At 67.5% G+C, this 23,447-nt stretch carries 19 protein-coding genes and 1 tRNA gene; 14 read left to right on the top strand and 6 right to left on the bottom strand.

The window, feature by feature from the left end; genetic code table 11:
- Window positions 1-206 precede the first annotated feature (206 nt).
- The 3 genes from EIZ44_RS03580 to EIZ44_RS03570 all read left to right on the top strand — a co-directional run bounded on the left by EIZ44_RS03580 (window position 207) and on the right by EIZ44_RS03570 (window position 3,433).
- Complete coding sequence (locus EIZ44_RS03580; protein ID WP_051728643.1) at window positions 207-995, top strand: response regulator transcription factor; 789 nt, start codon at window positions 207-209, stop codon at window positions 993-995.
- A gap of 159 nt (window positions 996-1,154) precedes the next feature.
- Window positions 1,155-2,999: an acyl-CoA dehydrogenase gene (locus EIZ44_RS03575; RefSeq protein WP_134727712.1), complete on the top strand. Its 1,845-nt coding sequence runs from the start codon at window positions 1,155-1,157 to the stop codon at window positions 2,997-2,999.
- Between the two features lie 158 nt (window positions 3,000-3,157).
- On the top strand, window positions 3,158-3,433 hold the full coding sequence (locus EIZ44_RS03570; protein WP_037808945.1) for a GlsB/YeaQ/YmgE family stress response membrane protein: 276 nt from the start codon (window positions 3,158-3,160) through the stop codon (window positions 3,431-3,433).
- A gap of 1 nt (window position 3,434) precedes the next feature.
- Here the strand turns inward: EIZ44_RS03570 and EIZ44_RS03565 are convergent, their stop codons facing one another.
- Window positions 3,435-3,965: a GNAT family N-acetyltransferase gene (locus EIZ44_RS03565; protein ID WP_134727711.1), complete on the bottom strand. Its 531-nt coding sequence runs from the start codon at window positions 3,963-3,965 to the stop codon at window positions 3,435-3,437.
- 12 nt (window positions 3,966-3,977) lie between these two features.
- On the bottom strand, window positions 3,978-4,355 hold the full coding sequence (locus tag EIZ44_RS03560) for a nitroreductase family deazaflavin-dependent oxidoreductase (protein WP_067577605.1): 378 nt from the start codon (window positions 4,353-4,355) through the stop codon (window positions 3,978-3,980).
- Window positions 4,356-4,469: 114 nt separating this feature from the next.
- Between EIZ44_RS03560 and EIZ44_RS03555 the strand changes: the two genes are divergently transcribed.
- The 5 genes from EIZ44_RS03555 (at window position 4,470) to EIZ44_RS03535 (ending at window position 8,175) form a co-directional block, all read left to right on the top strand.
- Window positions 4,470-5,138, top strand: a complete 669-nt coding sequence (locus tag EIZ44_RS03555) for a hypothetical protein (RefSeq protein ID WP_240691213.1) — start codon at window positions 4,470-4,472, stop codon at window positions 5,136-5,138.
- 2 nt (window positions 5,139-5,140) lie between these two features.
- Window positions 5,141-5,791 carry a hypothetical protein gene (locus EIZ44_RS03550; RefSeq protein WP_037808938.1) on the top strand — a complete coding sequence of 217 codons (651 nt, stop codon included), beginning with the start codon at window positions 5,141-5,143 and terminating at the stop codon, window positions 5,789-5,791.
- Between the two features lie 128 nt (window positions 5,792-5,919).
- Window positions 5,920-7,302, top strand: coding sequence for an amino acid permease (locus tag EIZ44_RS03545; RefSeq protein WP_037808936.1), 1,383 nt, complete (start codon window positions 5,920-5,922; stop codon window positions 7,300-7,302).
- A 208-nt stretch (window positions 7,303-7,510) separates the two neighbouring features.
- Window positions 7,511-7,765 (top strand): hypothetical protein, encoded by a 255-nt coding sequence (locus EIZ44_RS03540; RefSeq protein WP_078870279.1) that lies wholly within the window; start codon window positions 7,511-7,513, stop codon window positions 7,763-7,765.
- The gene (locus tag EIZ44_RS03535; RefSeq protein ID WP_037808933.1) at window positions 7,762-8,175 is read left to right on the top strand and encodes a type II toxin-antitoxin system VapC family toxin; all 414 of its coding nucleotides are present in this window, start codon (window positions 7,762-7,764) and stop codon (window positions 8,173-8,175) included. The genes EIZ44_RS03540 and EIZ44_RS03535 overlap by 4 nt, the downstream gene beginning before the upstream one ends.
- A 334-nt stretch (window positions 8,176-8,509) precedes the next feature.
- On the opposite strand, the gene EIZ44_RS03530 is transcribed toward EIZ44_RS03535, so the two are convergent.
- Window positions 8,510-8,580, bottom strand: a tRNA-Gly gene (locus EIZ44_RS03530).
- A gap of 115 nt (window positions 8,581-8,695) precedes the next feature.
- Here EIZ44_RS03530 and EIZ44_RS03525 point away from each other — a divergent pair.
- Together EIZ44_RS03525 and dcd are read left to right on the top strand one after the other, a co-directional pair.
- Complete coding sequence (locus EIZ44_RS03525) at window positions 8,696-9,904, top strand: oxygenase MpaB family protein (RefSeq protein ID WP_134727710.1); 1,209 nt, start codon at window positions 8,696-8,698, stop codon at window positions 9,902-9,904.
- Window positions 9,891-10,472 carry a dCTP deaminase gene (gene dcd / locus EIZ44_RS03520; protein ID WP_037354328.1) on the top strand — a complete coding sequence of 194 codons (582 nt, stop codon included), beginning with the start codon at window positions 9,891-9,893 and terminating at the stop codon, window positions 10,470-10,472. Before EIZ44_RS03525 ends, dcd begins: the two co-directional genes overlap by 14 nt.
- On the opposite strand, the gene EIZ44_RS03515 is transcribed toward dcd, so the two are convergent.
- Window positions 10,469-11,665 carry an FAD-dependent oxidoreductase gene (locus EIZ44_RS03515; protein WP_134727709.1) on the bottom strand — a complete coding sequence of 399 codons (1,197 nt, stop codon included), beginning with the start codon at window positions 11,663-11,665 and terminating at the stop codon, window positions 10,469-10,471. The genes dcd and EIZ44_RS03515 overlap by 4 nt on opposite strands.
- A 71-nt stretch (window positions 11,666-11,736) precedes the next feature.
- Here EIZ44_RS03515 and EIZ44_RS03510 point away from each other — a divergent pair, with 71 nt between their 5' ends.
- From EIZ44_RS03510 to EIZ44_RS03495, 4 genes are all read left to right on the top strand, one after another.
- The gene (locus EIZ44_RS03510; RefSeq protein WP_134727708.1) at window positions 11,737-12,207 is read left to right on the top strand and encodes a MarR family winged helix-turn-helix transcriptional regulator; all 471 of its coding nucleotides are present in this window, start codon (window positions 11,737-11,739) and stop codon (window positions 12,205-12,207) included.
- A 63-nt stretch (window positions 12,208-12,270) separates the two neighbouring features.
- Window positions 12,271-16,257, top strand: a complete 3,987-nt coding sequence (locus tag EIZ44_RS03505) for a CLIPPER-2 domain-containing protein (RefSeq protein ID WP_134727707.1) — start codon at window positions 12,271-12,273, stop codon at window positions 16,255-16,257.
- A 174-nt stretch (window positions 16,258-16,431) separates the two neighbouring features.
- Window positions 16,432-19,023, top strand: a complete 2,592-nt coding sequence (gene rph / locus EIZ44_RS03500; RefSeq protein ID WP_134727706.1) for a rifamycin-inactivating phosphotransferase — start codon at window positions 16,432-16,434, stop codon at window positions 19,021-19,023.
- Between the two features lie 103 nt (window positions 19,024-19,126).
- Window positions 19,127-19,813, top strand: a complete 687-nt coding sequence (locus EIZ44_RS03495; protein WP_205673035.1) for a CAP domain-containing protein — start codon at window positions 19,127-19,129, stop codon at window positions 19,811-19,813.
- On the opposite strand, the gene EIZ44_RS03490 is transcribed toward EIZ44_RS03495, so the two are convergent.
- Both EIZ44_RS03490 and EIZ44_RS03485 read right to left on the bottom strand, forming a co-directional pair.
- Window positions 19,807-20,799 (bottom strand): cation diffusion facilitator family transporter, encoded by a 993-nt coding sequence (locus EIZ44_RS03490; protein ID WP_134727704.1) that lies wholly within the window; start codon window positions 20,797-20,799, stop codon window positions 19,807-19,809. The genes EIZ44_RS03495 and EIZ44_RS03490 overlap by 7 nt on opposite strands.
- Window positions 20,800-21,008: 209 nt before the next feature.
- Window positions 21,009-23,300 (bottom strand): (Fe-S)-binding protein, encoded by a 2,292-nt coding sequence (locus tag EIZ44_RS03485; RefSeq protein ID WP_134727703.1) that lies wholly within the window; start codon window positions 23,298-23,300, stop codon window positions 21,009-21,011.
- Between the last annotated feature and the right edge of the window lie 147 nt (window positions 23,301-23,447).

Below are 23,447 nucleotides of genomic sequence, written 5' to 3'. Positions count from 1 at the left end.
CGCATTTCCCGGCCGATTTTCTACTCAGAGTTTGCCGCGACCAGCCGTTACGGCCATGAGGGGGAAACCGCGTCACAAGCTGCTCTCGGCGGAGTCGAACCAGGGACAAGGTGTCGTTCCCGGCCGGTTCCGGCAGGGGGGACCGGCGGGCACGCCGAGGGGGCGTGCCGGTCACCGGGAGCGACCGAGATGGACGGAGGCCCGAGATGCGTGGCATCGAGCCCCACCGAACGCCCATGTCGGCCGGTCAGCCAGCCGGCGGTCGAAGCCTGGGGGTCGCGGTCGTCGACCCGATCCCGATTTTCCGCGAGGGCATCGCGGCGATGGTGCACCGCACGCTGGGCCTGCACTGGTCCGGCCAGGCGGCGAGCCACCACGCGGCGATGCAGTTGTGCGAGCAGGTCCGGCCGGACGTCGTGATCCTCGACTCCGCGCTGGACCCCAACTGCCATCTCGCGAAGCTGCTCAACGCGGGCGATCCGGCACTCGTGCTGGTCACCCTCGTGCGCGACACCAACCGCACCCAGCAGTACCTCGCCGCCGCCATCGGGGCGGGCGCGCACGCCATCGTTCCGCGTGCGGTCGATTCCCGGCGGCTCGCCGAGGCGGTCCGGCGCGCGCACCACGACCGGCGCTACATCGACCCGGCGCTGTCCGCGCTCACCGCACGGCCCAAACGCGAGCCGTCGCCAAGAGCCGCTCCGGTCGACGGCCACCTCGTGCAGCCCAAGGGCGCCATGCCGCTGTCCCGGCGCGAGTACCAGGTTTTGCAGCTCGTCGCCGAAGGGCTGGAGAACTCGGGGATCGCGAAGCTGCTCTTCCTGTCCGTGGAAACCGTGCGGACCCACGTGAAGAGCATTCTGCGCAAGCTCTCCGCCCGCGACCGGACACACGCGGTGACCATCGCGTTCCGCAGCGGCATCCTGGTCCCCCAGCTCGACGACAGCGCCGGGCCGCCGGCCGTGCAGGAGGCCGTGGCGCGCGGCACGCGGTGAGCCCGGCCCCCTGGTCGACCCGTCATTCCGCGCGAATATCCACCCCCTGGAAGGGCGGATTCGCTTGCTCTGGTTACTGGTAGGTAATATCCTGATGTTACCGGCGAGTAAGGGAGCCAGTGCCCGGCCGGAAAGCCGAACACGACACGGAGTGACGACATGGGCCACTACAAGAGCAACGTCCGAGACCTGGAGTTCAACCTCTTCGAGGTACTCGGCGTGCAGGAACGGCTCGGGAAGGGCGTGCTCGCCGAATCGGACGAGGAGACCGCCCGCGGCGTGCTGTCGGAGCTGAACAACCTCGCCACCGGCCCGCTCGCCGAGTCCTACGCCGACGCGGACCGCAACCCGCCGGTGTACGACCCCAAGACGTTCAGCGTGACGATCCCCGACTCGTTCAAGAAGAGCTACAAGGCGCTCGTCGACGGCGAATGGTGGCGGCTCGGCCTCACCAACGAGCTGGGCGGCTTCGGCCTGCCCCCGACGGTGCAGTGGGCCGCGGCCGAGCTGATCCTCGGCGCGAACGCCCCGCTGTTCATGTACCTGGCGGGTCCGAACTTCGCCATGATCGTGGACAAGAACGGCACCGAAGAGCAGAAGCACTGGGCTCAGCTGATGATCGACCGCGGCTGGGGAGCCACCATGGTGCTCACCGAGCCGGACGCCGGTTCGGACGTCGGCGCCGGCCGCACCAAGGCGGTCAAGCAGGAGGACGGCTCCTGGCACATCGACGGCGTGAAGCGGTTCATCACCTCGGCCGAGAACGACATGGTCGAGAACATCATGCACCTGGTGCTGGCCCGTCCCGAGGGTCCCGGCATCGAGACCAAGCCGGGCACCAAGGGCCTGTCGCTGTTCCTGGTCCCGAAGTTCCACTTCGACTCCAAGACCGGCGAGCTGGGCGAGCGCAACGGCGCCTTCGTCACCAACATCGAGCACAAGATGGGCATCAAGGTGTCCACCACGTGCGAGCTGACCTTCGGCCAGCACGGCACCCCGGCGAAGGGCTGGCTGCTCGGCGAGGTGCACGACGGCATCGCGCAGATGTTCCAGGTCATCGAGTACGCCCGGATGATGGTCGGCACCAAGGCGATCGCCACGCTGTCCACCGGTTACCTGAACGCGCTCGAGTACGCCAAGGAGCGCGTGCAGGGCGCTGACCTGCCGAACATGCTGAACAAGGCCGCGCCGCGCGTCACGATCACGCACCACCCCGACGTGCGTCGTTCGCTGATGCTGCAGAAGGCGTACGCCGAGGGCCTGCGCGCGATCTACCTGTACACCGCGTCGTTCCAGGACCAGCTGTGGACCGGCGAGGGTGACGAGGCCGCGCTGAAGCTGGCACACGGCGTCAACGACCTGCTGCTGCCGATCGTCAAGGGCGTCGGCTCCGAGCGCGCCACCGAGCAGCTCGTGCAGTCGCTGCAGACGCTGGGCGGTTCCGGCTTCCTCCAGGACTACCCGATCGAGCAGTACATCCGCGACGCGAAGATCGACTCGCTGTACGAGGGCACCACGGCGATCCAGTCGCTGGACTTCTTCTTCCGCAAGATCGTCCGCGACAAGGGCCAGGCGCTCGCGTTCGTCGCGGGCGAGATCACCAAGTTCATCGAGTCCGAGGCGGGCAACGGCCGGCTCAAGAACGAGCGCGCGCTGCTCAAGCAGGCGCTCGAGGACACCCAGGGCATGCTGGGCTCGCTGATCGGCTACCTGACCTCGTCGCAGGAAGACCCGCAGAACATCAACAAGGTCGGCCAGCACACCGTGCGGCTGCTGATGTCGGTCGGCGACCTGCTGGTCGGCTGGAAGCTGCTGCAGGGTGCCGAGGTCGCGCTGGCCAAGCTCGACAACGGCGCGTCGGCCAAGGACAAGCCGTTCTACGAGGGCAAGCTGGCGGTGGCGTCGTTCTTCGCGAAGAGCGTGCTGCCGGAGCTGACCTCGCGCCGCGCCATCGTGGAGGCCGCGGACAACGCGCTCATGGAGATCGACGAAGCCGCGTTCTGATCGCACTGGCTGGAAAAATGCCCCGCTCCGCACCCGGACCGGGGCATTTTTCGTGCTTCCGGTGGCGGTGGCCCCATGCGGGCGGTAAGCCGGGTTTGAACCCACGGGTTCCGGGCTAAACCGGTCGGGCCCGGTCCTCTCGGCAGAAGGAGTTCGGCATGGCGGTTTCCGGCATCATCAGCGCGGTCGTGATCGGCCTGATCCTCGGCCTGCTCGGCAAGCTGGTCGCACCTGGCAAACAATCCATCCCGATCTGGCTGACGATCATCGTCGGCATCGTGGCCGCGTTCGTCGGCACCGCGATCGCGCGCGGCATCGGCTACGCGGACACCAAGGGCATCGACTGGCTGGAAATCATCACCCAGGTCGTGCTCGCCGCGATCGGCGTGACGCTCGCCGCGAGCCTGTGGGGCAAGCGGCAGGTCAAGAGCTAGCTCAGTCGTTCAGTTCCGGCTCGAGCAGGCTCATCAGATACATGTCGTGGTACTGGCCGTCGGGCCCGCGATGGCATTCGCGGTGCCTGCCGTCCTCCACGAACCCGACCTTGCGGTAGACGTGCCGGGCGCGCTCGTTCTCGGCGACGACCCAGAGCGCGATCAGGTGCAGCCGCATCACGTTGAACCCGTAGCGGCACATGAGTTTCAACGCCTCGGTGCCGTACCCGCCGTCCCAGTGGTCGGTCTCGCCGATGTAGATGTCCAGCTCGGCGCGGCCGATCTCTGGGCTGGCGTCGCGCAGGTCGACGGCACCGATCAGCTTGCCCGTTTCGAGGGATTCGATGCCGAGCGCGACGTTCTCGTACTTGTTGACGGGGCGTTCCTCTCCCCATTTGCGCAGCTGCGCGAGCGAACGGGGATGGTCGCCGGTCATGTACCGGCCCACCTCCGGGTCGTGGATCCAGCGGTAAAACGATTCGGCGTCCGAAGGTTCGATCGCCCGCAGCCGGACCAGCTTCCCCGTAAGCATCCGCGCTCCCCCTCATTCTCGTTTCAGCACAAGGAAATCCGTGACGCCGACCAGCCCGAGGAACTGGCGCACCCCGGGCGGCATCGGCCGGCGCGATTCATCATGCACGAGTTCCGGATCGCGCACGCGGTATTTACGGCCGCGCGTGATCACCTCCGCCTCGCCCGCGGCGCGGACGTTGCGGACCCAGTCCGCGTCCGGTCCGTAGGTGAGCGCGACGACGAATCCGTCGTCGGTGCGGAAGACGTTGAGCGGGGTGCGGAATTCGCGGCCGGACTTGCGGCCGCGGTGCACGATCACCCCGAATCCGGGCAGTTTGTCGGCGAAGGGTTTCGTGACCCGGTTGGTGACCACGCGGTTGAACCGGGCGAGACGTTCGGGCAGCACCATGCCGCCGAGCCTAATCCAACGTTCGTGGAATTTCCTGCCGGAGACGCGCTGTGCACCTGAGCGGGCGGGTCTGGTGGGATGGGCGCGCACGTGGACACGAGGTGGGGAGCGGGTATGTCCGAGGACTGGCCGATGGGGCAGGAACCGCACGCGGCGGTGCTCGTCGCGCGCGGGCTGATCGAGCATCCGGAGCAGCTCGATCACGTGCTGCTCGACGACGAGGAAGGCTGGTTCGTCAGCGACGGCACGGAGTTCGGCGAGGATCCGGAGCTGGACGAGGAACAGTTCGCCACGATGTGCCTCCACGACGTCGTCGAGCTGCTGCCGCAGCTGTCGGCGCTGGGGAAGCTGCCCGCCGGGATGGGCGCGGAGTGGGACGCCGGCAACGCGTCCTGGGTGCTGATTTCGCCGCTCGTGCCGAGCGATGACGACGAGGCCCGCGCGTACCGGGAGGCTCGCGCCGCGGCTTGGCCGCACGCCGGGTCGCCGATGGACGAGGTGAACCTCAGCCTGGGGTTGATGGAGATCAGCACCGCGCCGGACGCACCAGCGCGCGGCGTGCGGTACGTCAGCCGGGAAGAAGACGGCACGTGGATGTTCGTCGGCTTCGAGGTGCCGGATCCCGACGAGCAGACCGAGGTCGAGGTTGACACCCTGGAGGTCGGGCACGTGGCGCAGCTGTACCCGGAGGTGGTCGAACTGCTGGACGCGGAACCGGGCGAGGTGTTCTTCCGCGAGGCTCCGGATGCCGAGTGGCTGCACGTAATCGACGACGGGGAGTGAGCATGTCCGAGCAATGGCCGCTGCGACAGGACCCGGAATCCCCGGTGATCATCGCGCACGACCTGGTGGATCACCCGGAGAACCTGGCCTTCGTCGTCCTGGACGATGACGACGACTGGTTCATCAGCGACGGCGCCGAGTTCGAAGAGGACATGGAGGTCAACCGCCAGCTGTTCGGCGCGACGGCCCTGCGCGCGGCGGTGACCCTGTTGCCGCACCTGGTCGCGCTGGCCGACGTGCCGCCCGGGATGGCCGCGGACTGGGACCCGGACCGCCGCACCTGGCTGCTCAGCTCGGTGTCGGACTCTGACGACGTGGACGAGGATCTCGTGCACCAGGAGGCCCGGATCGCCGCCTGGACGCACCCCGGTTCGCCGCTGGAAGAAGTCCAGCTGAGCACCGGGTTGACCGAAATCGGCACGACCGCCGACGCGCCGGCGCGGGCAGTCCGCCAGGTCGTGCGCGAGCAGGACGGCACGTGGCTGTTCGTCGGCTTCGAGGTCCCCGAGGCGGAGGATTTCGAGGTGGAGGGCCTGGAACTGGAACACGTCGTGCAGCTGTACCCGGACGTCGTGCCAGCCTTGCTCGCCGCGCCGGGCCAGGTGTTCGACCGCGCGGAGCCGGGCGCGCCGTGGGAATTGGTGGAAGGCTGACGTCCTTTGTGGACTGTCTGAAATCGCAGACGCTTTCCGGGAGTCGTTGGTTGGGCGGTCCGGGCCGGATCAGTTCTACTGTGCCGACCCGCTCGCACGCGGGCCACTGATTTCGGGAGGTTCCGTCGATGACGACGAAGTCCGGGGACGGGTTGAGCCGCCGGTTGAACGGCAGGCACATCCGGTTCATCGCCCTAGGTTCGGCGATCGGCACCGGATTGTTCTACGGCTCCTCGGACACGATCGCCAAGGCCGGACCGTCGGTGCTGCTCGCGTATCTCATTGGCGGCGCGGCGATTTTCTTCGTGCTGCGCGCTTTGGGCGAAATGGCCGTCAACGATCCCGCGCCCGGTTCTTTCGGCGAATACGCACGAAAGCACCTGGGTCCCTTGGCAGGTTTCCTGACCGGCTGGACGTACGCGTTCGAGATGGTGATCGTTTGCGTCGCCGATGTCACGGCTTTGGCTGTGTACATGGGATTCTGGTTCCCCGATGTGCCACGGTGGATCTGGGTGGTGCTGACGATCCTGGTCATCGCCGCCGCGAACCTGGTGAGCGTACGGGTTTACGGTGAACTGGAGTTTTGGTTCACGCTGGTCAAGGTAGTCGCCATCGTAGCGATGATCCTCGGCGGCGCGGCAATCCTGATCTTCGGCCTGGGTTCGAGTTCCGGCAGCGTGACCAACCTCTGGTCCCACGGCGGCTGGTTCCCCAATGGGGTAAGCGGTTTCATCGCTTCGTTCGCCTTGGTGATGTTCGCCTTCGGCGGCACGGAGATTTTGGGCCTCACCGCTGCCGAATCCGAAGACCCGCGCACCGCCATGCCGAAAGCAGTCAATACGGTCCCCGTCCGGGTTCTGCTTTTCTACGTGGCGACCCTGGCGATCATCATGATGCTGAACCCGTGGAACACGATCAGCACTTCCGGAAGCCCCTTCGTCCAAATCTTCGCCGGTCTGGGATTGCACTCCGCCGCAACGGTTTTGAACATCGTCGTGGTGACCGCGGCGTTGTCCGCGATCAACAGCGACATCTTCGGTGCCGGCCGAATGATCTATGGCCTGGCTCGACGCGGCCAAGCCCCTGCTGTGATGGCCCGGGTTACGCGTAATGGCATCCCGTGGATGACTGTCCTGGTGGTTGCTGCTGCGCTGAGTTTGGCTGTTGTCTTGAACTACCTGTTGCCGGACAGTGCTTTCCTGCTGATCGCTTCGGTGGGCACCTTTGCGACGGTGTGGGTTTGGTTCATGATCCTGCTTACGCACTACCGTTCACGGCGTCGCTCGTCTGCCGCTGATCTGGAGTTCCCGGTGCCGTTTTGGCCGGTGGGCCAGGTTCTGACGATGGTGTTCATGGTGTTCATCTTCGTGGTGATGGCGTTCGCCGAGGACACCCGCCTGGCGCTGCTCGTTGGGGTCGTGTGGCTGGCGGTGTTGTGCGGGCTGTTTTGGTTCCACCGCAGGGCAACGCCGTCGGAGCCGAAGGAAGACGCGATGTCCGAGGCTGGATAACGCGAGCACCGTCAAGTCGGGCGGGTGGTGTCGTAACCAGCCAGTAGGGCAACGCTTACGGGGCCCTGACCGTGATCCTCGCCCTGGCCTCCGACCTGGGGCCGAGCCTCTTCCGGTCGATGCGTAGAGCTGCTCAAGTGCACCCGCAGTAGCGATTGCGTACTTCGCGTTCGTCGGAATTGTGTGTGGTTGCAGCTAGGATGGTGGCATGGCGACTAGCGAAGCCCCTGATCCGGGCGCTCCTCGTGAAGAGGCTCGACGCCTCCTCGAGGCGGTTCCCGACGAACGGGTATCCGCTGCGTTGGCGGCGCTTCGGCAACTGGCGGAGGTGCCACCAGACGCTGAACCGCCACGTCGTCGGTTTCGCACGGTAGGCGTGTTCGAAGGTGAACACGACCTCGGCCGGCGCGCCAAGGAAGTGGCCCGTCGAGAACTTGGCAGCGGATCGGGCAAATCGGCGTGATCCTGGTCGACACTGGGGTCGTGGTCGCCATGGGCAACCGGCGCGATGACGACCACGAACGCTGTACCGAACTCCTGGCTTCGACTCTAGAGCCACTGATCTTGCCGGAGCCGCTGCTTGTGGAAATTGGCTACATGCTTGGCTCGCGTGCCGGCGCTTCAGCGGAAGCCGATTTTCTTCGCGACGTCGCTGACGGACTCTACACCGTCGAGTCCATGATGCTCGCCGATATCGCGCGGGCGGCCGACCTTGTGGAGAAGTACGCGGATCTCCCGTTGGGAACCGCCGATGCGTGCGTCATCGCACTGGCTGAGCGGCTCGGCATTACGCGGGTGGCAACCCTTGATACGCGTCATTTCTCGGTTGTCAAGCCAAGGCATATTTCGTCGTTCACCCTATTGCCTTCCTAGTGTCTTCGGCAGAGACAGGAAGGCCGCAGCGAAGACTGTGTCGGATAAGTCGTTCCGCCCCGTAGATCACCTCTTGAGAGGCTGCTCGTCTCAGATCGCGACTCCGACCCAGAGCAGGCTCGGCTCCGTGCAGATGCGCCACACGCCCGACTTTGATGAGGGCGAATGAGCGATACGAGTTGCGGCGCGGACGGTCTCCTCCGGATCGTTAGCGGAGGACTGCCTCGCTTGGTCGACGCTAGTCCGCGGGCTCGCACGCGAGAAGTGAAGAGCGCAGATAAAGAAAGCCCCAGGTCTAAAGTGGACAACCACTGACCTGGGGCTTCTCTATGAGAGCGGATGACGGGAATCGAACCCGCGTATTCAGCTTGGGAAGCTGATGTTCTACCATTGAACTACATCCGCAGTGCTCCGCCAGCATACACAACCGCAGCACCCCCATGTCCAGCGGGGGCTACGCCTTGACGCTCCCCGCCAAAGTGACAACACTTGTTGTCGACCCACGGTGCGGAGGTGCGCGATGGACGACCCCGAGATGTCTCCTGAGATGTTCCGGCAAGGCGGGTTCCGGCTGGCCGCCCGGAGCCGGGGTGCCACCGCCGACGAAGCGCAGCTCAAGCGGCTCCGCACCTTCGCGCAGCAGGAAGACGCCCTGGCCGACGCTGTCGTCGAGTGGCTGCACCGGGAGCCCCACCAGCAAAGCCGCGTCGACCAGGCGTTGGCGGGGGAACAGGTTCACCCGGAGTTGAAAGCCTTCATCGACCAGGTCGAGGCCACCCCGTACTGGGTCGACCAGCAAAGGCTCGTCCGCGGCGCGAAGGCCATCACCCGCGCCGGGCTGCTTGGGCTCTTCCCGCTTGGCGACATGTCGCTCATGGGCGGCTACCTGGCCTCACGAGCGACGAAATCCCTGGTCGGGACCGGGGAAATCGAGCACCGGGCACCGCGGCGGTTGGTGGAGACCGCCGCGTGGTGGATTGACGTCACGACTCCGGGCGCGCTCCAAAAGCACCGCACGGGGTATCAGGCCGCGCTCAAGATCCGGCTGGTGCACGCGCACGTCCGGCGCGCGATGAACAACCGGCCGGATTGGGATTACGAGCGGTGGGATCGGCCGGTCAATCAGGTCCAGACCGCGGGCACTCTCCTGCTCTTCTCGCTCGTCTACGTCTTCGGCACCCAGCTGCTCGGCCTCCGCTACACCGCCCGCGAGAAGGCCGACATCCTGCATCTTTGGCGCTACGTCGGCTGGCTGATGGGCGTCGCCGACGAGCTGCTGCCCGCCGATGAGGACGACGCCTGGCGGTTGCTCTGGATGCTCGCCGCCACCGAGTTCATCCCCGACGACGACTCCGTCCGGCTCGCCCGCGCCCTCGTCGACACGCACGCGGCGATCGGCGAGGGGCGCGGGGCGGCCGGGAAGGTGCTCGCGCAGGTAAACGTCGGTGTGCACTCCGCGATCAGTCGGCTCGTGCTCGGGCGGGACAACGCCGACTTTCTCGGGCTGCCGGACAACCCGGTCGCGCAGGCCGCGGTGCTCGCCGCCGCAGGGGTGAATTACGCGGCGGAGACCGTGCGGCAGCTGGTGCCCGGTGCGACTGCGCTGCAGGAAGCACTCGGCGCGTTCGGGCGGCGGCGGTACCTCAAGCGGATGGACGCGGTGTTCGGACGGAGGGGTGCCCCGGCCGCGCCTGCCCGCCCGATAGGCTGCATCCGTGCTGCTCAGTGACCGTGACCTCCGCAAAGAGCTCGACGCCGACCGCCTCGGCATCGACCCCTTCGACCCTGCCATGGTCCAGCCGTCCAGCATCGACGTCCGGCTCGACCGGTACTTCCGGGTCTTCGACAACAGCAAGTACACCCACATCGACCCGCAGCTGCAGCAGGACGAGCTGACCTCGCTGGTCGAAAAAGAGGGCGACGAGCCGTTCGTGCTGCACCCCGGCGAGTTCGTGCTCGGGTCCACGTTCGAGCAGGTCCGGCTCGCCGACGACCTCGCCGGACGGCTCGAGGGCAAATCCTCCCTTGGCCGCCTCGGGCTGCTCACCCACTCCACCGCGGGCTTCATCGACCCCGGCTTCTCCGGGCACATCACGCTCGAGCTGTCGAACGTCGCGAACCTGCCGATCACGCTGTGGCCCGGGATGAAAATCGGCCAGCTGTGCATTTTCCGGCTGTCCAGCTCGGCGGAATTCCCGTACGGCTCCAGCGAGGCCGGCTCCCGCTACCAGGGGCAGCGCGGGCCGACGCCGAGCCGCGCGTACAAGAACTTCCACCGCGTCGACACCTGGCGCTAAGCCGCCTTCACCGGGGCGGCCCAGTCGATCCGGTGCTCCCACATGAACCGGTTCGGGTCGTCGGTGGCCGGTTTGCGCATCGCGCGCGTGATGAAGAAGTCCCGGACCACCCGGCCGATCGGGCCCGGGGCTTTGGCGTCGCCGTTGCGTTTGCCTTGGGCCACAACGGCTTCCACCCGCTCGCGGCGCAACGCCTCGAAGGTGGTCAACGCGCCCGCCGGGTCGGGGACGTCGCGCAGGCACATCGCGAGCGTCACCGCGTCCTCGATCGCCATCGCCGCACCCTGACCGGCCGCCGGTGACGTCGCGTGCGCGGCGTCGCCGATGAGGCCGATCCGGCCGCGATGCCACACCGGGACCGTCGGGAAGTCGTACGTCGCCCACGGTTCGTAGATGTTTTCGCTGGCCTCGATGATCGCCGCGGCCGGAGTGCGGTCCGCGCGGACCAGGTCGAGCAGCCGCTTCCGCCAGCCGGGGCCGCGCATCGCGGCGAGGTCGGATTCGGTCGGTTCGCTGGCGTGCGGCACGTTCGCGAACCACCAGACCGCGCCGTCCGGGGCGAGTACGTGCGCGAAGAAGGCCTTGCGGCCGAACACCATGTGCATGATGCCGGGCTCGTCGTCGAGGTCGAGGCCGCGCGCGAAACCGCCGGTGTTGAGCAGCGGCACGTACCGCGGCGACGGGGCGGAAGGATCCAGGATCCGGCGGACTGTCGACCGCAGCCCGTCCGCGCCGATCAGCAGGTCGCCGTGGGTTTTCGTGCCGTCGGCGAAGACCGCGGTGACGCCGTCCGCCGACTGTTCGGCACCGGTCAGCCGCTTGCCGAACTCCGTGCGCACGCCGCGTCTGACCGCTTCGTCGCGCAGCGCCACGTAGAGATCGGAGCGCAGGACGGTCTGGCTCACCGTGCCGTCCGGCAGCGCGCCGCCGAGCGGGAACTCGCTGAGCCGGCGGCCGTTGCCGAGCCCGAGCGTCATCCGCGGCGTGTCGAAACCCAGGTCTTTGACCAGCGGTTTCAGCCCTAACGGCGTCAGCGCGTCGAGGCCGTTCACGGCGAGTGTCAGGAACGCGCCGACTCCTTCCGCGCTGCGGTCGTACGCCTCGTACAGGACCGGTTCGTGCCCCACCTCGTGCAGCGCGATCGCGGTGATCGCCCCCGCGATGCCCCCGCCCGCGATCAAGATCCGTGCCATGATTCGCCCCTTCGAATATCTTGGAAAGTAATTCGTTCTATCGAACTAAATAGTCCGCTAGACTCCGGGGCATGTCAAGCGAACGCGAGGATCTGGTCGCTGAGCTGCTGCTTCGTGCCCGGGTGCTGTCGACCGAGACGGTCATGTTCCACACCGCGCTCGCCGAGCAGAACGGTCTTTCGCCGGTCGAGAGCAAGGTCATCGACTACCTCGCCCGGCTCGGTCCGCTCACGCCGAAGGAGCTGGCCGAGTACGCCGGGCTCGCGCCCGCGTCGGTCACCGCGCTGGTCGACCGGCTCGAGCGCAAGGGCGTCGTCAACCGGATGCCGCATCCCGACGACCGGAGGAAAGTCCTCGTCCGGGTCGACCCGGCGAACGTCGAGCGCGTCGCGCCGCTGTGGGACTACATCGTCGCCGCGACGAAGTCGGTCGCGGCCGGCTACTCCGACGAGCAACTCCAAACGGTGATCGGTTTCCTCGATCAGGCGGCGGCGATCACCCACGAGTCAACCGTGCGTCTCACTCATCGCTCAGCGGAGTGAGGTAATCCCACTGCCGGGTAAGAAATCGCCGCGGCGTCACCGGATGGTGGAAAACTTGCCCGCATGGTTTCGGCCGGGAAACGTCTGCTCTTAGTCCTCGGCCTGGTGGCCACTCTGCTGACCCCCGCGGCGTATGCGGCGCCCCGGCAGGCGCAGGAATTGCAGGTCACGGCGGTCGCCGAACCGCACCGGGTGCACGCGGGCGACCAGGTGACGTTCACGGTCAGCGTGACGAACCCGGCTTCCGTCCCGGTGTCCGATGTGGACGTCGTGGACGAGCGGAACCCGCAGTGCGGCAAGAAGATCGGCACCCTCGCTCCGGGGGCCAGCGCGCGTTATCAATGCACGTTCGCCGCGCCGGAGAAGGGGTTTGTCGCCACGGTCAAGGCGACTGGCGTGGGTTCCGGCGGGGAGCAGGTGTCGGCTTCGGCGGGCAGCAACGTCGATGTCCTCCGCCCGGCCCTGAAGTTGAGTCAACAGGTCGACAAACCGGCTTACCGCGCCGGCGATCAGGCGACCTTCACGCTCAAGACCATCAACACCGGCGACGTTCCGCTGCACGACGTGACCATCGCCGACCCAGCGGTCCCCTCGTGCGCACGCGCCATCGGATCCCTTGCGCCGGGCCAATCGGTGGTGGGCACCTGCACGGCAACCGTGCCGCTGCAGAACGGAGCCCGCGCGGCCGTGAAGGGCATCGATCCGCTTGGCAAAGTCGTCAGCTCGACCGCGGACGTGAAAGTCCCCCTCATCACGCCCGCGATCTCCGTTTCCAAGGAGGCTGTCCCGCCGGTGGTGCACGGCGGGGACCAGGTCACCTGGAAAGTCACCGTGCGCAATACCGGTGACAGCCCGCTCAACCCGGTCGACGTCACCGACGACCTGACTCCGGAGTGCTCGCGGTCCTTCGGCGTACTCACGCCGGGCACCCAGCAGACCTACTCCTGCACCGCGAAACCCGCGCTCACCACCACAAACAGCGTTACCGCCACTGGTACGGACGCCACCGGCCGACCGGTCACGGCCAAGTCCTCGGCCACCGTCACGGTGATCCATCCAGCCTTGGCGGTCACCGCTGCCGCCTCCCCCGCGCAGGTGCGCGAAGGGGACCGTGTCACCTTCGCTGTCACCGTCCGCAACACCGGGGACGTGCCGCTCGACGACGTCGCGGTGGCCGACGACAGCGTGCCCGGTTGTGTCCGCAAATTCGGCACGTTGGCGCCCAACGCGGTCGAGACGTATAAGTGCGAACAGTTAGCTCCGGCGGACGACGTGACGAATACCGTTGTTGCGACTGGCAAAGATCAGCTCGGAACGACACAGCGCGCGACCGCGGAGGCGCGGATCGATGTGGTTCACCCGACGTTGGAAGCCACCGTCGCCGCCGCGCCCGCGCAGGTGCGCGAGGGGGACCGCGTCACCTTTACGGTCACGGTAAGCAACACCGGCGACGCCGAGTTCCATGACGTCACCGTGGCAGACGACCGGGTCGCGGAATGCGCGCGAACCCTCGGGACTGTTGCCGCACAAGGAAAGCAGACTTTCACCTGCACCACGGTCGCCGGAACGCAGGGCTTCACGAACGACCTGACCGTCACCGGCACCGACCCGACCGGCCGTCCGGTCACCGCAAAAGCGAGCGCGTCGTTCACCGTGCAGCACCCGGCAGTCACCTTGACCGCGACTGTCCAAGGTGGACCGTTCCGCGAAAACGACTCCATCGCAATTCATGTCGTCGTGGCGAACACCGGCGACGTGCCGCTCACCGGACTGGCCGTCACGACGATGGCCCGTGCCGAAGGTTGCGCACAACAGCACGACACCCTCGCCCCCGGAGCCAACTGGACGTTCGACTGCACCACCACCGCACCGGGCGCCGACGTGACAGAAGCACTGCAGGTCACCGCGAAACCGCCGGTCGGAACGCCGGTGACGGCGGCGACGGAGGCAGCAATCGACGTGATCCACCCGCTCGTCACGCTCGCGCAGAGCGTGGCGCCGACCGTCGTGCGCCCGGGTGAACCCGCGACGTTCACCCTGACCGTCACGAACGCCGGCGACACCGAACTCCGCGACACCCAGGTCGCCGACCCGAATGTCCCGGAATGCGCGAAGCGGCTGGGAACCCTTGCCCCGCAGGCAAAGCAGACCTACACCTGCACTCGGCCCGCGACGGACGACCTCACCAGCGACGCAACGGTCACCGGCACCGACCCGTCCGGCCGCCCGGTCACCGCGAACGCGAGCGCACACGTCGACGTCATCCACCCCGCCGTCCAGCTCACCCAAACTGTCGCGCCGACGCAGGTGCGCGAAGGGGACGAAGTCACCTTCACGATCACCGTGCGCAACAGCGGAGACGTCCCGCTGGCCAAGGTGTCCATTGTGGACGAAAAGACCCCCGGCTGTGCCCGCGACTTCCCCACCCTGGCTGTTGGCGAAGAACAGCACTGCACCTGCACCACGAAAGCCGGGCATGACGGTTACTCGAACACCGCGAAGGTGACCGCCGCAGACCCGATCGGCGGCACGGTCACCGCCACCGCGGACGCTGCGTTCACCGTCGTGCACCCGGGATTGTCGTTGACGAAGACCGTGCACGGCGGACCCTTCCGCGCCGGCGACCCGGTCACCTTCACCATCACCGCGACCAACACCGGCGACGCCCCGCTGACCGCCGTCAAGGTCACCGACCAGGGCCCATGCGCGAAAGCCCTCGACACCCTCGCCCCGAAAGCGAACAAAACCTACGACTGCACCATCCCCGCCCCGGCCGACGACGCGGTCAGCACCGCGCACGTCGCCGGCACCCCGCCGGTCGGCCCGCCGCTCACCGCGTCCGCTGACGCGCACATCGACGTGATCCATCCCGCGCTCACCGTGCTGACCTCGGCGAACCCGACCGTCGCGCGGGTCGGCGACCCTCTCACCGTGACGGTCTCCGTCACCAACACCGGCGACGTCCCGCTCACCGCGGTGACCAGCACTGATCCCGCGTGCCCGAAGAAGTTCGACCGCCTCGAACCCGGTGCCGCGCAGAGCTACCAGTGCACGGTGAAGGCCAAACCGGACGACTTCGCCGTCCTCGCCACCCTCTCCGGAACCGACCCCACGAACCGCCCGGTCACCGCGTCCGGCTCGGCGAAGATCGACGTCATCCACCCGGAACTCGCGATCATGAAGGACGCCCAGCCGTACGAGGTGCGCCAGGGCGACAAGGTCACCTTCTCGCTGCTGGTCCGCAACGTCGGCGACGTCCCGCTGACCGCGGTGTCCGTTGTGGACGATCGCACCCCGGCCTGCGCGCACCAGATCCCGAGCCTGGCCCCGGACGCGCAGATCGAATACCAGTGCTCGATCACCGCGGGCGCGGCCGGGTTCACGAACACTGCGAAGGTGACCGGCACCGACCCGACGCAGCGAACGGTCAACGCTTCCGCCCAGGCGTCGTTCAAGGTGAAGAAGCCCGCGCTGTCCGTCGCGAAACACGCCACCGGCAGCGCGTATCGAGCCGACGACGCGGTGCCGTTCGAGGTCGTGGTGACCAACACCGGCGACCAGCCGCTGCACGACGTCCGGGTGGCCGGCGACCCTGCCTGTGCGCACGCCTTCGCCGAGCTGCCGGTCGGCGGAACCCAGCGCTACCAGTGCGTCGCACCGGCAAGCGCCGCCCCGCTCACCGCGACCGCAGCCGCCCCGTGGGGCCCGCCGGTGACCGCGACCGGGAAAGCCGACTTCGCGGTGCTGCACCCGGCGTTAGACCTGCGCCGCGATCACCTGGACCAGCCGATCCGGCCGGGTGACCCGGTGACCTACGTGAGCACCCTCCGCAATACCGGCGACGCGCTTTTGCACGACGTGACCGTTCGCGCCGCGGACCCGGCCTGCTCGTTCACCGTCACCCAGCTGGCCCCTGGCGAACAGGTCACCAGGGCCTGCACGCTTTCGGCTCGCGCGGACGTCACCACGACGACCACCGCGACCGCGACCGATCAGACCGGACGCCCGGTGACCAAGGAAGCCACCACGACGACGAAGGTGAGCCCTTGAAGCGGGCAAAAGAAAAGGCAGCGAAGAATATCTCTCCCTGCCGTATTTAACTTATAACGCATCGGGGGGCTTGCCGCAAGACCCGGGTGGTACCGCAGAATCTCCAGCCGACCCGGCTTCCGTCCGACAGGCGAGCGAAAGCCGGGAACGACCACAGACGGGGGAAACGAACGAATGGGCAGCTACGTGCTCGGTCTCGGGCAGATCGACCGGGAGCAGGTCGCGATCGTCGGGGGCAAGGGCGCGCATCTGGGCGAACTCGCGCGGATCGACGGGGTCCGCGTGCCGCCCGGTTTTTGCGTGACGACCGAAGCGTTCGAGCGGATCATCGAGAACGCGCCGGAACTGGCCGGGCCGCTGGACCGGTTGGCGAACCTGAACCCGGACGACCGGGACGCGATCAGCGAGGGCAGCGCGGAGATCCGACAAGCGCTGGAAGCGATCGCGATCCCGGACGATCTGGCGAAGGAGATCACCGACGCGCTGGTGGACGGACGCGCCTACGCGGTCCGGTCGAGCGCGACCGCGGAGGACCTTCCGGGCGCGTCCTTCGCCGGGCAACAGGACACCTACCTCAATGTCCTTGGCGCGGAGGCGGTCCTGCGGCACATCAGCCGGTGCTGGGCGTCGCTGTTCACCGAACGCGCGGTGACCTACCGGCTGCGCAACGGCTTTGACCACCGGAAAGTCCACATGGCCGTGGTCGTGCAGCAGATGGTGTTCCCGCAGGCGGCCGGGGTGCTCTTCACCGCCGACCCGGTGACGTCCAACCGGAAGACCGCCGTCGTGGAGGCCAGCTTCGGGCTCGGCGAGGCGCTGGTTTCCGGTCTGGTCAACGCGGACAACTACCAGGTGCGCGACGGCGTGATCGTCGACAAGGCGGTCTCCGCCAAGCAACGCGCCATCCTGGCCGTCGAGGGCGGCGGCACCGAAGAGCAGGTGATCGCCGCGGACCAGCAGGAACAGGCCGCGCTGACTGACGACCAGGTCCTGCGGCTGGTGGAACTCGGCCGCACGATCGAGGCGCATTTCGGCCGCCCGCAGGACATCGAATGGTGCCTGTCCGACGACGAGTTCCAGATCGTGCAGAGCCGCCCGATCACCACGCTGTTCCCGCTCCCGGCGGCCGCCGACGAGGGAAACCACGTCTACCTCTCCGTCGGTCACCAGCAGATGATGACCGACGCGATGAAGCCTCTGGGCCTGTCGGTCTGGCAGCTGACGACCCCGCGGCCGATGGCCGAGGCGGGCGGGCGGCTGTTCGCGGACGCCACCGCACTGCTGTCGGTGCCCAAGAGCCGCGCCAGTTTCCTCGCGGTGGTGGGGAAATCCGATCCGCTGATGGCGGACGCGCTGGAGACCGTCCTTTCCCGCGAGGGCTTCCTCCCGCTGTCCGACGACGACGGACCCGGCGAGCAGATCCCCGGCGCCGCACCGGCCACCATCGAAACCGATCCGGCCGTCGTCACCGAGCTGATCCAGCACAGCGAGGCCTCCATCGCCAAGCTGCAGCGAGAAATCGCTGCGAAGTCCGGCAGTGAACTGCTCGACTTCATTTTCGAGGACGTCGAGGAAATGCGCCGGATCCTCTTCGACCGGCGCAGCCACCAGGTGTTCACCGCGGCGATGCAAGCGACCTGGTGGCTGAACGACCACCTCCAAGAGTGGCTCGGCGAAAAGAACGTCGCCGACACGCTCACCCAGTCCGTACCGCACAACGTCACCGCGGAGATGGGGCTGGCGCTCCTTGACGTCGCCGACGTGCTCCGCGCCCATCCCGAGGTCGTCGCGTTCCTTCAGGACGTCGAGGACAACGGTTTCCTGGACGAGCTGCCGAAGCTGGCCGGCGGGGAGGAATCGCGCGCCGCGATCCAGGGGTACCTCGACAAGTACGGGATGCGCTGCGTCGGCGAGATCGACATTACCCGGCCTCGGTGGAGCGAACAGCCGGTCGCGCTGGTGCCGATGTTGTTGTCCAACATCAAAAACTTCGAGCCGGGGGCCGGGCAGCGCCGCTTCGAACAGGGCCGTCAGGAAGCGCTGGACAAGGCGCAGGAGGTCCTGGAACGGTTGCGCGCCTTGCCGGACGGCGCGGCTAAGGCCGAGGAAACCGAGCGGATGATCGAGCGCGTCCGCACGTTCACCGGGTACCGCGAGTATCCGAAGTACGGCATGATCAGCCGCTATTTCGTATACAAGGAAGCTCTGCTGGGCGAGGCCGAGCGGCTGGTGCGGGCTGGCGTGCTCGACGAGCCGGAGGACCTCTTTTTCTTGCGCCTGCAGGAATTCCAGGAGGTCGTGCGGACGAGCGAGGTCGACCGCGAGCTGATCCAGCAGCGCAAGGAAGCGTTCCGGTCCTACGAATCGATGACGCCGCCCCGCGTGCTCACCTCGGACGGCGAGGCCGTTTCCGGCAGCTACCGTCGCGACGACCTGCCCGAAGGCGCGTTGGGCGGGCTGCCGGTGTCCGCCGGGACGATCGAGGGCCGTGCCCGCGTCATCCTGGATCTCGGCGACGCCGATCTCGAACCGGGCGACATCCTCGTCACGGCGTACACGGATCCGAGCTGGTCACCGCTGTTCGTGGCGATCACCGGCCTGGTGACTGAGGTCGGCGGCCAGATGACGCACGGCGCGGTGATCGCGCGGGAGTACGGCCTGCCCGCGGTCGTCGGGGTGCAGAACGCCACGAAGCTGATCAAGGACGGACAACGGATCCGCGTCAACGGGACGGACGGGTACGTCGAGGTTCTCGACGCTGGGTAGTGGGTCTCCGGCCGCTGCGCCATTTGGAGGTAACCATCGTAATCAGTTCGTGATAGTTTCCGCGGCTGTGTCCTCCATTAGTGTGCGCGTCCGGGTCGTAAGTGTGACTCTCAGTGTTCTCTTCGGGGGGCTCGGAGCAGCTGGCGGGACGTTCGCGCTGCGCTCCGGGCACCTCGACACACTGAGCGTCGCTGTCCCGGAAACGCGCGACGGCGGGTTGTCCTCGGGTGCGCTGAGACCGTTCGCGGTGTCGCCGGCGTCTTCCACGTCGGCGACCCCGAGCAGCAGCGCGCCCGCGACTACGGCGCCACCGTCGACCTCGGCCACTCCCGCGCCGCCCCCGCCGCCGCCGGCCGAGGAGTCCAAAGAGGACACTCCGACGAGCAGCAGCGCGAAGCCGGCACCCAAGCCGCGCAGCGCGCCGACGCTGGCGGGCCAGGTCATCGCACTGGTCAACGACGAGCGGGACAAGGCGGGCTGCGATCCGGTGGCCGAGGAACCCCATCTCGACCAGGCGGCGCAGGGACACAGCGACGACATGTCCCAGCGTGACTACTTCTCCCACGACACCCCGGAAGGCGAGAGCTTCGCCGACCGCATCACCGCCGCGGGATATCCCAAACCGGGCGCGGAGAACATCGCGAAGGGCGCGACCAGCGCGGACCAGGTGATGCGGATGTGGATGAACTCCAGCGGACACCGCAAGAACATCCTCAACTGCTCGTTGAAGAAGCTGGGCGTCGGCGTCACGACCGACGGCTGGTACTGGACGCAGGACTTCGGCTACTGATTCGGTCGCGGCGGCACGCCGTACCGGGCCAGCACCGTCGCGCGCAGCTTCGGATCCGTCCGCGGCACGGGTTCGATGAACACCTCCGCGACGTCCGGGAACCGCTCGCTCAATTCGTCGGCCATCCGCACGCACGCGCGTTCCAGATCGGCAGCGCCGAGAGCGTCGTCGAAGTCCACGCGGGCGCACACCAGGACGTGGTCGGTGCCCATCAGCATGGTCTGCAGATCCACCAGCGCGTCGATTTCCGGCGCAGCCCCGAGATGATCCCGGATGCCGCGGACCAGGCGCGGATCCGCCTGCCTGCCGACCAGCAGACCGCGGTTCGTGCTGCCGAGCAGGTACGCGACGCACGCGAGCAGCACGCCGATGAGGATCGACGCGATGCCGTCCCACACGTCCGAGCCGGTCAGCTGGTGCAGCCCGATCCCGGCGAACGCGAGTAGCAGACCGACCAGCGCCGCCGAGTCCTCGAAGAGCACCGTCTTGGGCGCCGGGTCGTCGATCATCCGCAGGTAAGCGAAGAACGGCCGCTGCTCGGCCTTCGCGTCGCGCCGGACCTGGCGGACGGCCTGTGCCCACGACACCGATTCGAGCGCGAAAGCCAGCGCCAGCACGATGTAGCCGACGATCGGTTTCGTCTGCTCCGCGCCTTCTCCGAAAACGGTGGTGAATCCTTCGTACAGCGCGAAAACCGCACCGGAAGCGAAGATCGACACCGCGGCCAGCAGCGACCAGAAATACCGCTCCTTGCCGTACCCGAACGGATGGCGGCGATCCGCCGGCCGCTCGGACCGTTTCAACGCGGTGAGCAGCAGCACCTCGGTGATGGTGTCGGCGACCGAATGCGCGGCCTCGGACAGCATCGCGCCCGATCCGGTGATGATGCCCGCGACGAGCTTCAGCACCGCGATCGCCAGGTTCACCCCACCGGCCAGCACCACGGTGAGAGTGCTTTCGCCGCCGCCCTCCGATTCGTCGCTCACGCCGGAAAGACTAACGGCACTGCGGGGTACGCCGCCTGCTGCAAGCAGCCACGACGAGGGCGAGCGCGCCCACGACCAGTACCGACTGTTCGACCGTCGCGGCGAAGCCCGCGTTGACGGCGGGCAGCAACCCGACCCAGCAGTACGTCCCGGCAACGAAACGGCCCCTGACATCCGCGGATACCAGGGGCCGTTTGTCAGCGAGAACCTCAGTCGTCGCCCTCGGGCAACGGTGTTCCGGTCGGCTTCTCGTCGGTCGGGACGTCCGGCTTGGCAGACAGTTCCGCGTCCGATTCGTCCAGCGACGGCGCGCCCGAGGCGACCAGCGCCGGCTCCGGCTTGCGCTTCACCGCGGTGAGCAGCAGCTGCGCGACGTCCACGACCTCGACCTTTTCGCTCGCCAGGCCGTCGCTCTGGCGCGAGGTGACGCCGTCGGTGAGCATCACGCGGCAGAACGGGCAGCCGGTGGCGATCTTCGACGGAGCGGTGCCGAGCGCCTCGTCCACGCGCTCGACGTTGATCCGCTTGCCGATCTTCTCTTCCATCCACATCCGCGCGCCGCCCGCGCCGCAGCACATCGAGCGGTCGCCGTGCCGCGGCATTTCGCGCAGCTGCGCACCGGACGCGCCGACGAGCTCGCGGGGAGCGTCGTAGACCTTGTTGTGCCGGCCCAGGTAGCAGGGGTCGTGGTAGGTGACGTCCTCGGCGACCGGCGCGACCGGCGTCAGGTGCTTCTCCCGCACCAAGCGGTTCAGCAACTGCGTGTGGTGCACGACGTCGAACTGGCCGCCCAGCTCCGGGTACTCGTTGGCGAGGGTGTTGAAGCAGTGCGCACAGGTGACGACCACCTTGCGCGCCTTGCGTTCCCGTCCCTCGAACACCGAGTTCAGCACCTCGACGTTCTGCTGCGCCAGCATCTGGAACAGGAACTCGTTGCCCGCGCGGCGAGCCGGGTCACCGGTGCAGGACTCCTCCGAGCCGAGCACGGTGTACTTGACGCCCGCGATGTGCAGCAGTTCCGCGACGGCACGCGTGGTCTTCTTCGCGCGGTCCTCGAACGCACCGGCGCAGCCGACCCAGAACAGGTACTCGGCGTCGCCGAGGTCGCCGTCGAAGACCGGGACCTCGAAGTCGAGGTCTTCCGTCCACTGCAGGCGGTCCTTGGCGTTCTGGCCCCACGGGTTGCCCTTGTTCTCCAGGTTCTTGAACATGCCGTTCAGCTCCGTGGGGAACGACGACTCGATCATCACCTGGTAGCGGCGCATGTCGACGATGTGGTCGACGTGCTCGATGTCGACCGGGCACTGCTCGACGCACGCACCGCAGGAGGTGCAGGACCACAGGACGTCCGGGTCGATGACGCCGCCGTCGTCGCCGACGAGCGCCTTCTGCGACTCAGCGATCGCGAGGACATCGATGCCCGCGTACATGTTGTCGCCGGACAGGCCGACCTCGTCACCGGCCATGTCGCGCTTGCCGCCCGCGAGCAGGTACGGCGCCTTCGCGTAGGCGTGGTCGCGAAGCTGCGTGATGAGCAGCTTCGGCGACAACGGCTTGCCGGTGTTCCACGCCGGGCACTGCGACTGGCAACGGCCGCATTCGGTGCAGGTGGAGAAGTCCAGCCAGCCCTTCCAGCTGAAGTCCTCGATCGCGCCGACGCCGAAGGTGTCCTCGTCCGGGTCCGCCTCTTCGAGGTCGAGCACCTTGCCCTTGCTCATCATCGGCTTGACCTTGCCGAGCGCGACGCCGCCGTCCGCCTCGCGCTTGAAGTAGATGTTGAAGAACGCGCTGAACCGGTGCCAGGCGATGCCCATAGTCATCGTGCGGGCCACGACGATCAGCCAGACCGTGGCGCTCATCAGCTTGATGAAGGCGAACACCGACACCAGCGCCGCGCTCGAGGGCAGCAGCTCGCTGAGCGGGTTCGAGACGAAGGCGGCCCAGGTCGGCGTCTCGTGGACGTGCATCGCGGCCTTGCCCGCGCGCACGCCGATGATGCCGATGCCCTCGACGATCACCACGGCCTCGACGAAGTAGGCCCACTTGAAGTTCGAGCCGGCGAAGCGCGACAGCCGGTCGGCCCGGCGCGGGTGGTTCAGCTGCCGGATGATCGCGAGCGCGACGCCGCCGACGACCGTGCCGACGCCGAGCAGCTCCATCAGGAGGCTCCACAGCGACCAGTCCTCGAGGATCGGCCAGCCCCAGGTCGGGACGAACACCTCGCCGTAGGCCTCGAAGAGCGCGAGCGACCCGATCAGGAAGCCCCACATGACCAGCCAGTGCCACGGGGCGACCTGGCGGAACTTCGCCATGCGGGTGTGCGCCGCGAACTCCTTGACCAGGGTCATCAAGCGCGCCATGAACGGGCCGTTGCGGGTGGCGTCCGGCTGGCCGAGCTTGATCACCCGCACGAAGCGGGCAATGGTCGCGATGAACATTCCCCAGGCGACGATGCCCAGGAGGACGGAAATCCCCCCGAGCGTCAGCTGTACAGCGCCCATCGTCGGGTGCCTTTCGTCCGGTGTGGTGGTGCCGCCGCGCGAGCGCGCCGGTGCCGAGCAGGGTAACGCTTCTTACTGATGGGTAACCGGTCCGACGGTCCCAAGTCCCACCGATGTGGTGCACGCCTCGCTAGCAAGTGGGACGAT

Source organism: Amycolatopsis nivea (assembly GCF_004522235.1).
In the GTDB taxonomy this organism is placed as follows: Bacteria; Actinomycetota; Actinomycetes; order Mycobacteriales; family Pseudonocardiaceae; genus Amycolatopsis; species Amycolatopsis nivea.
This window is presented reverse-complemented; position numbering and strand designations above follow the sequence as displayed.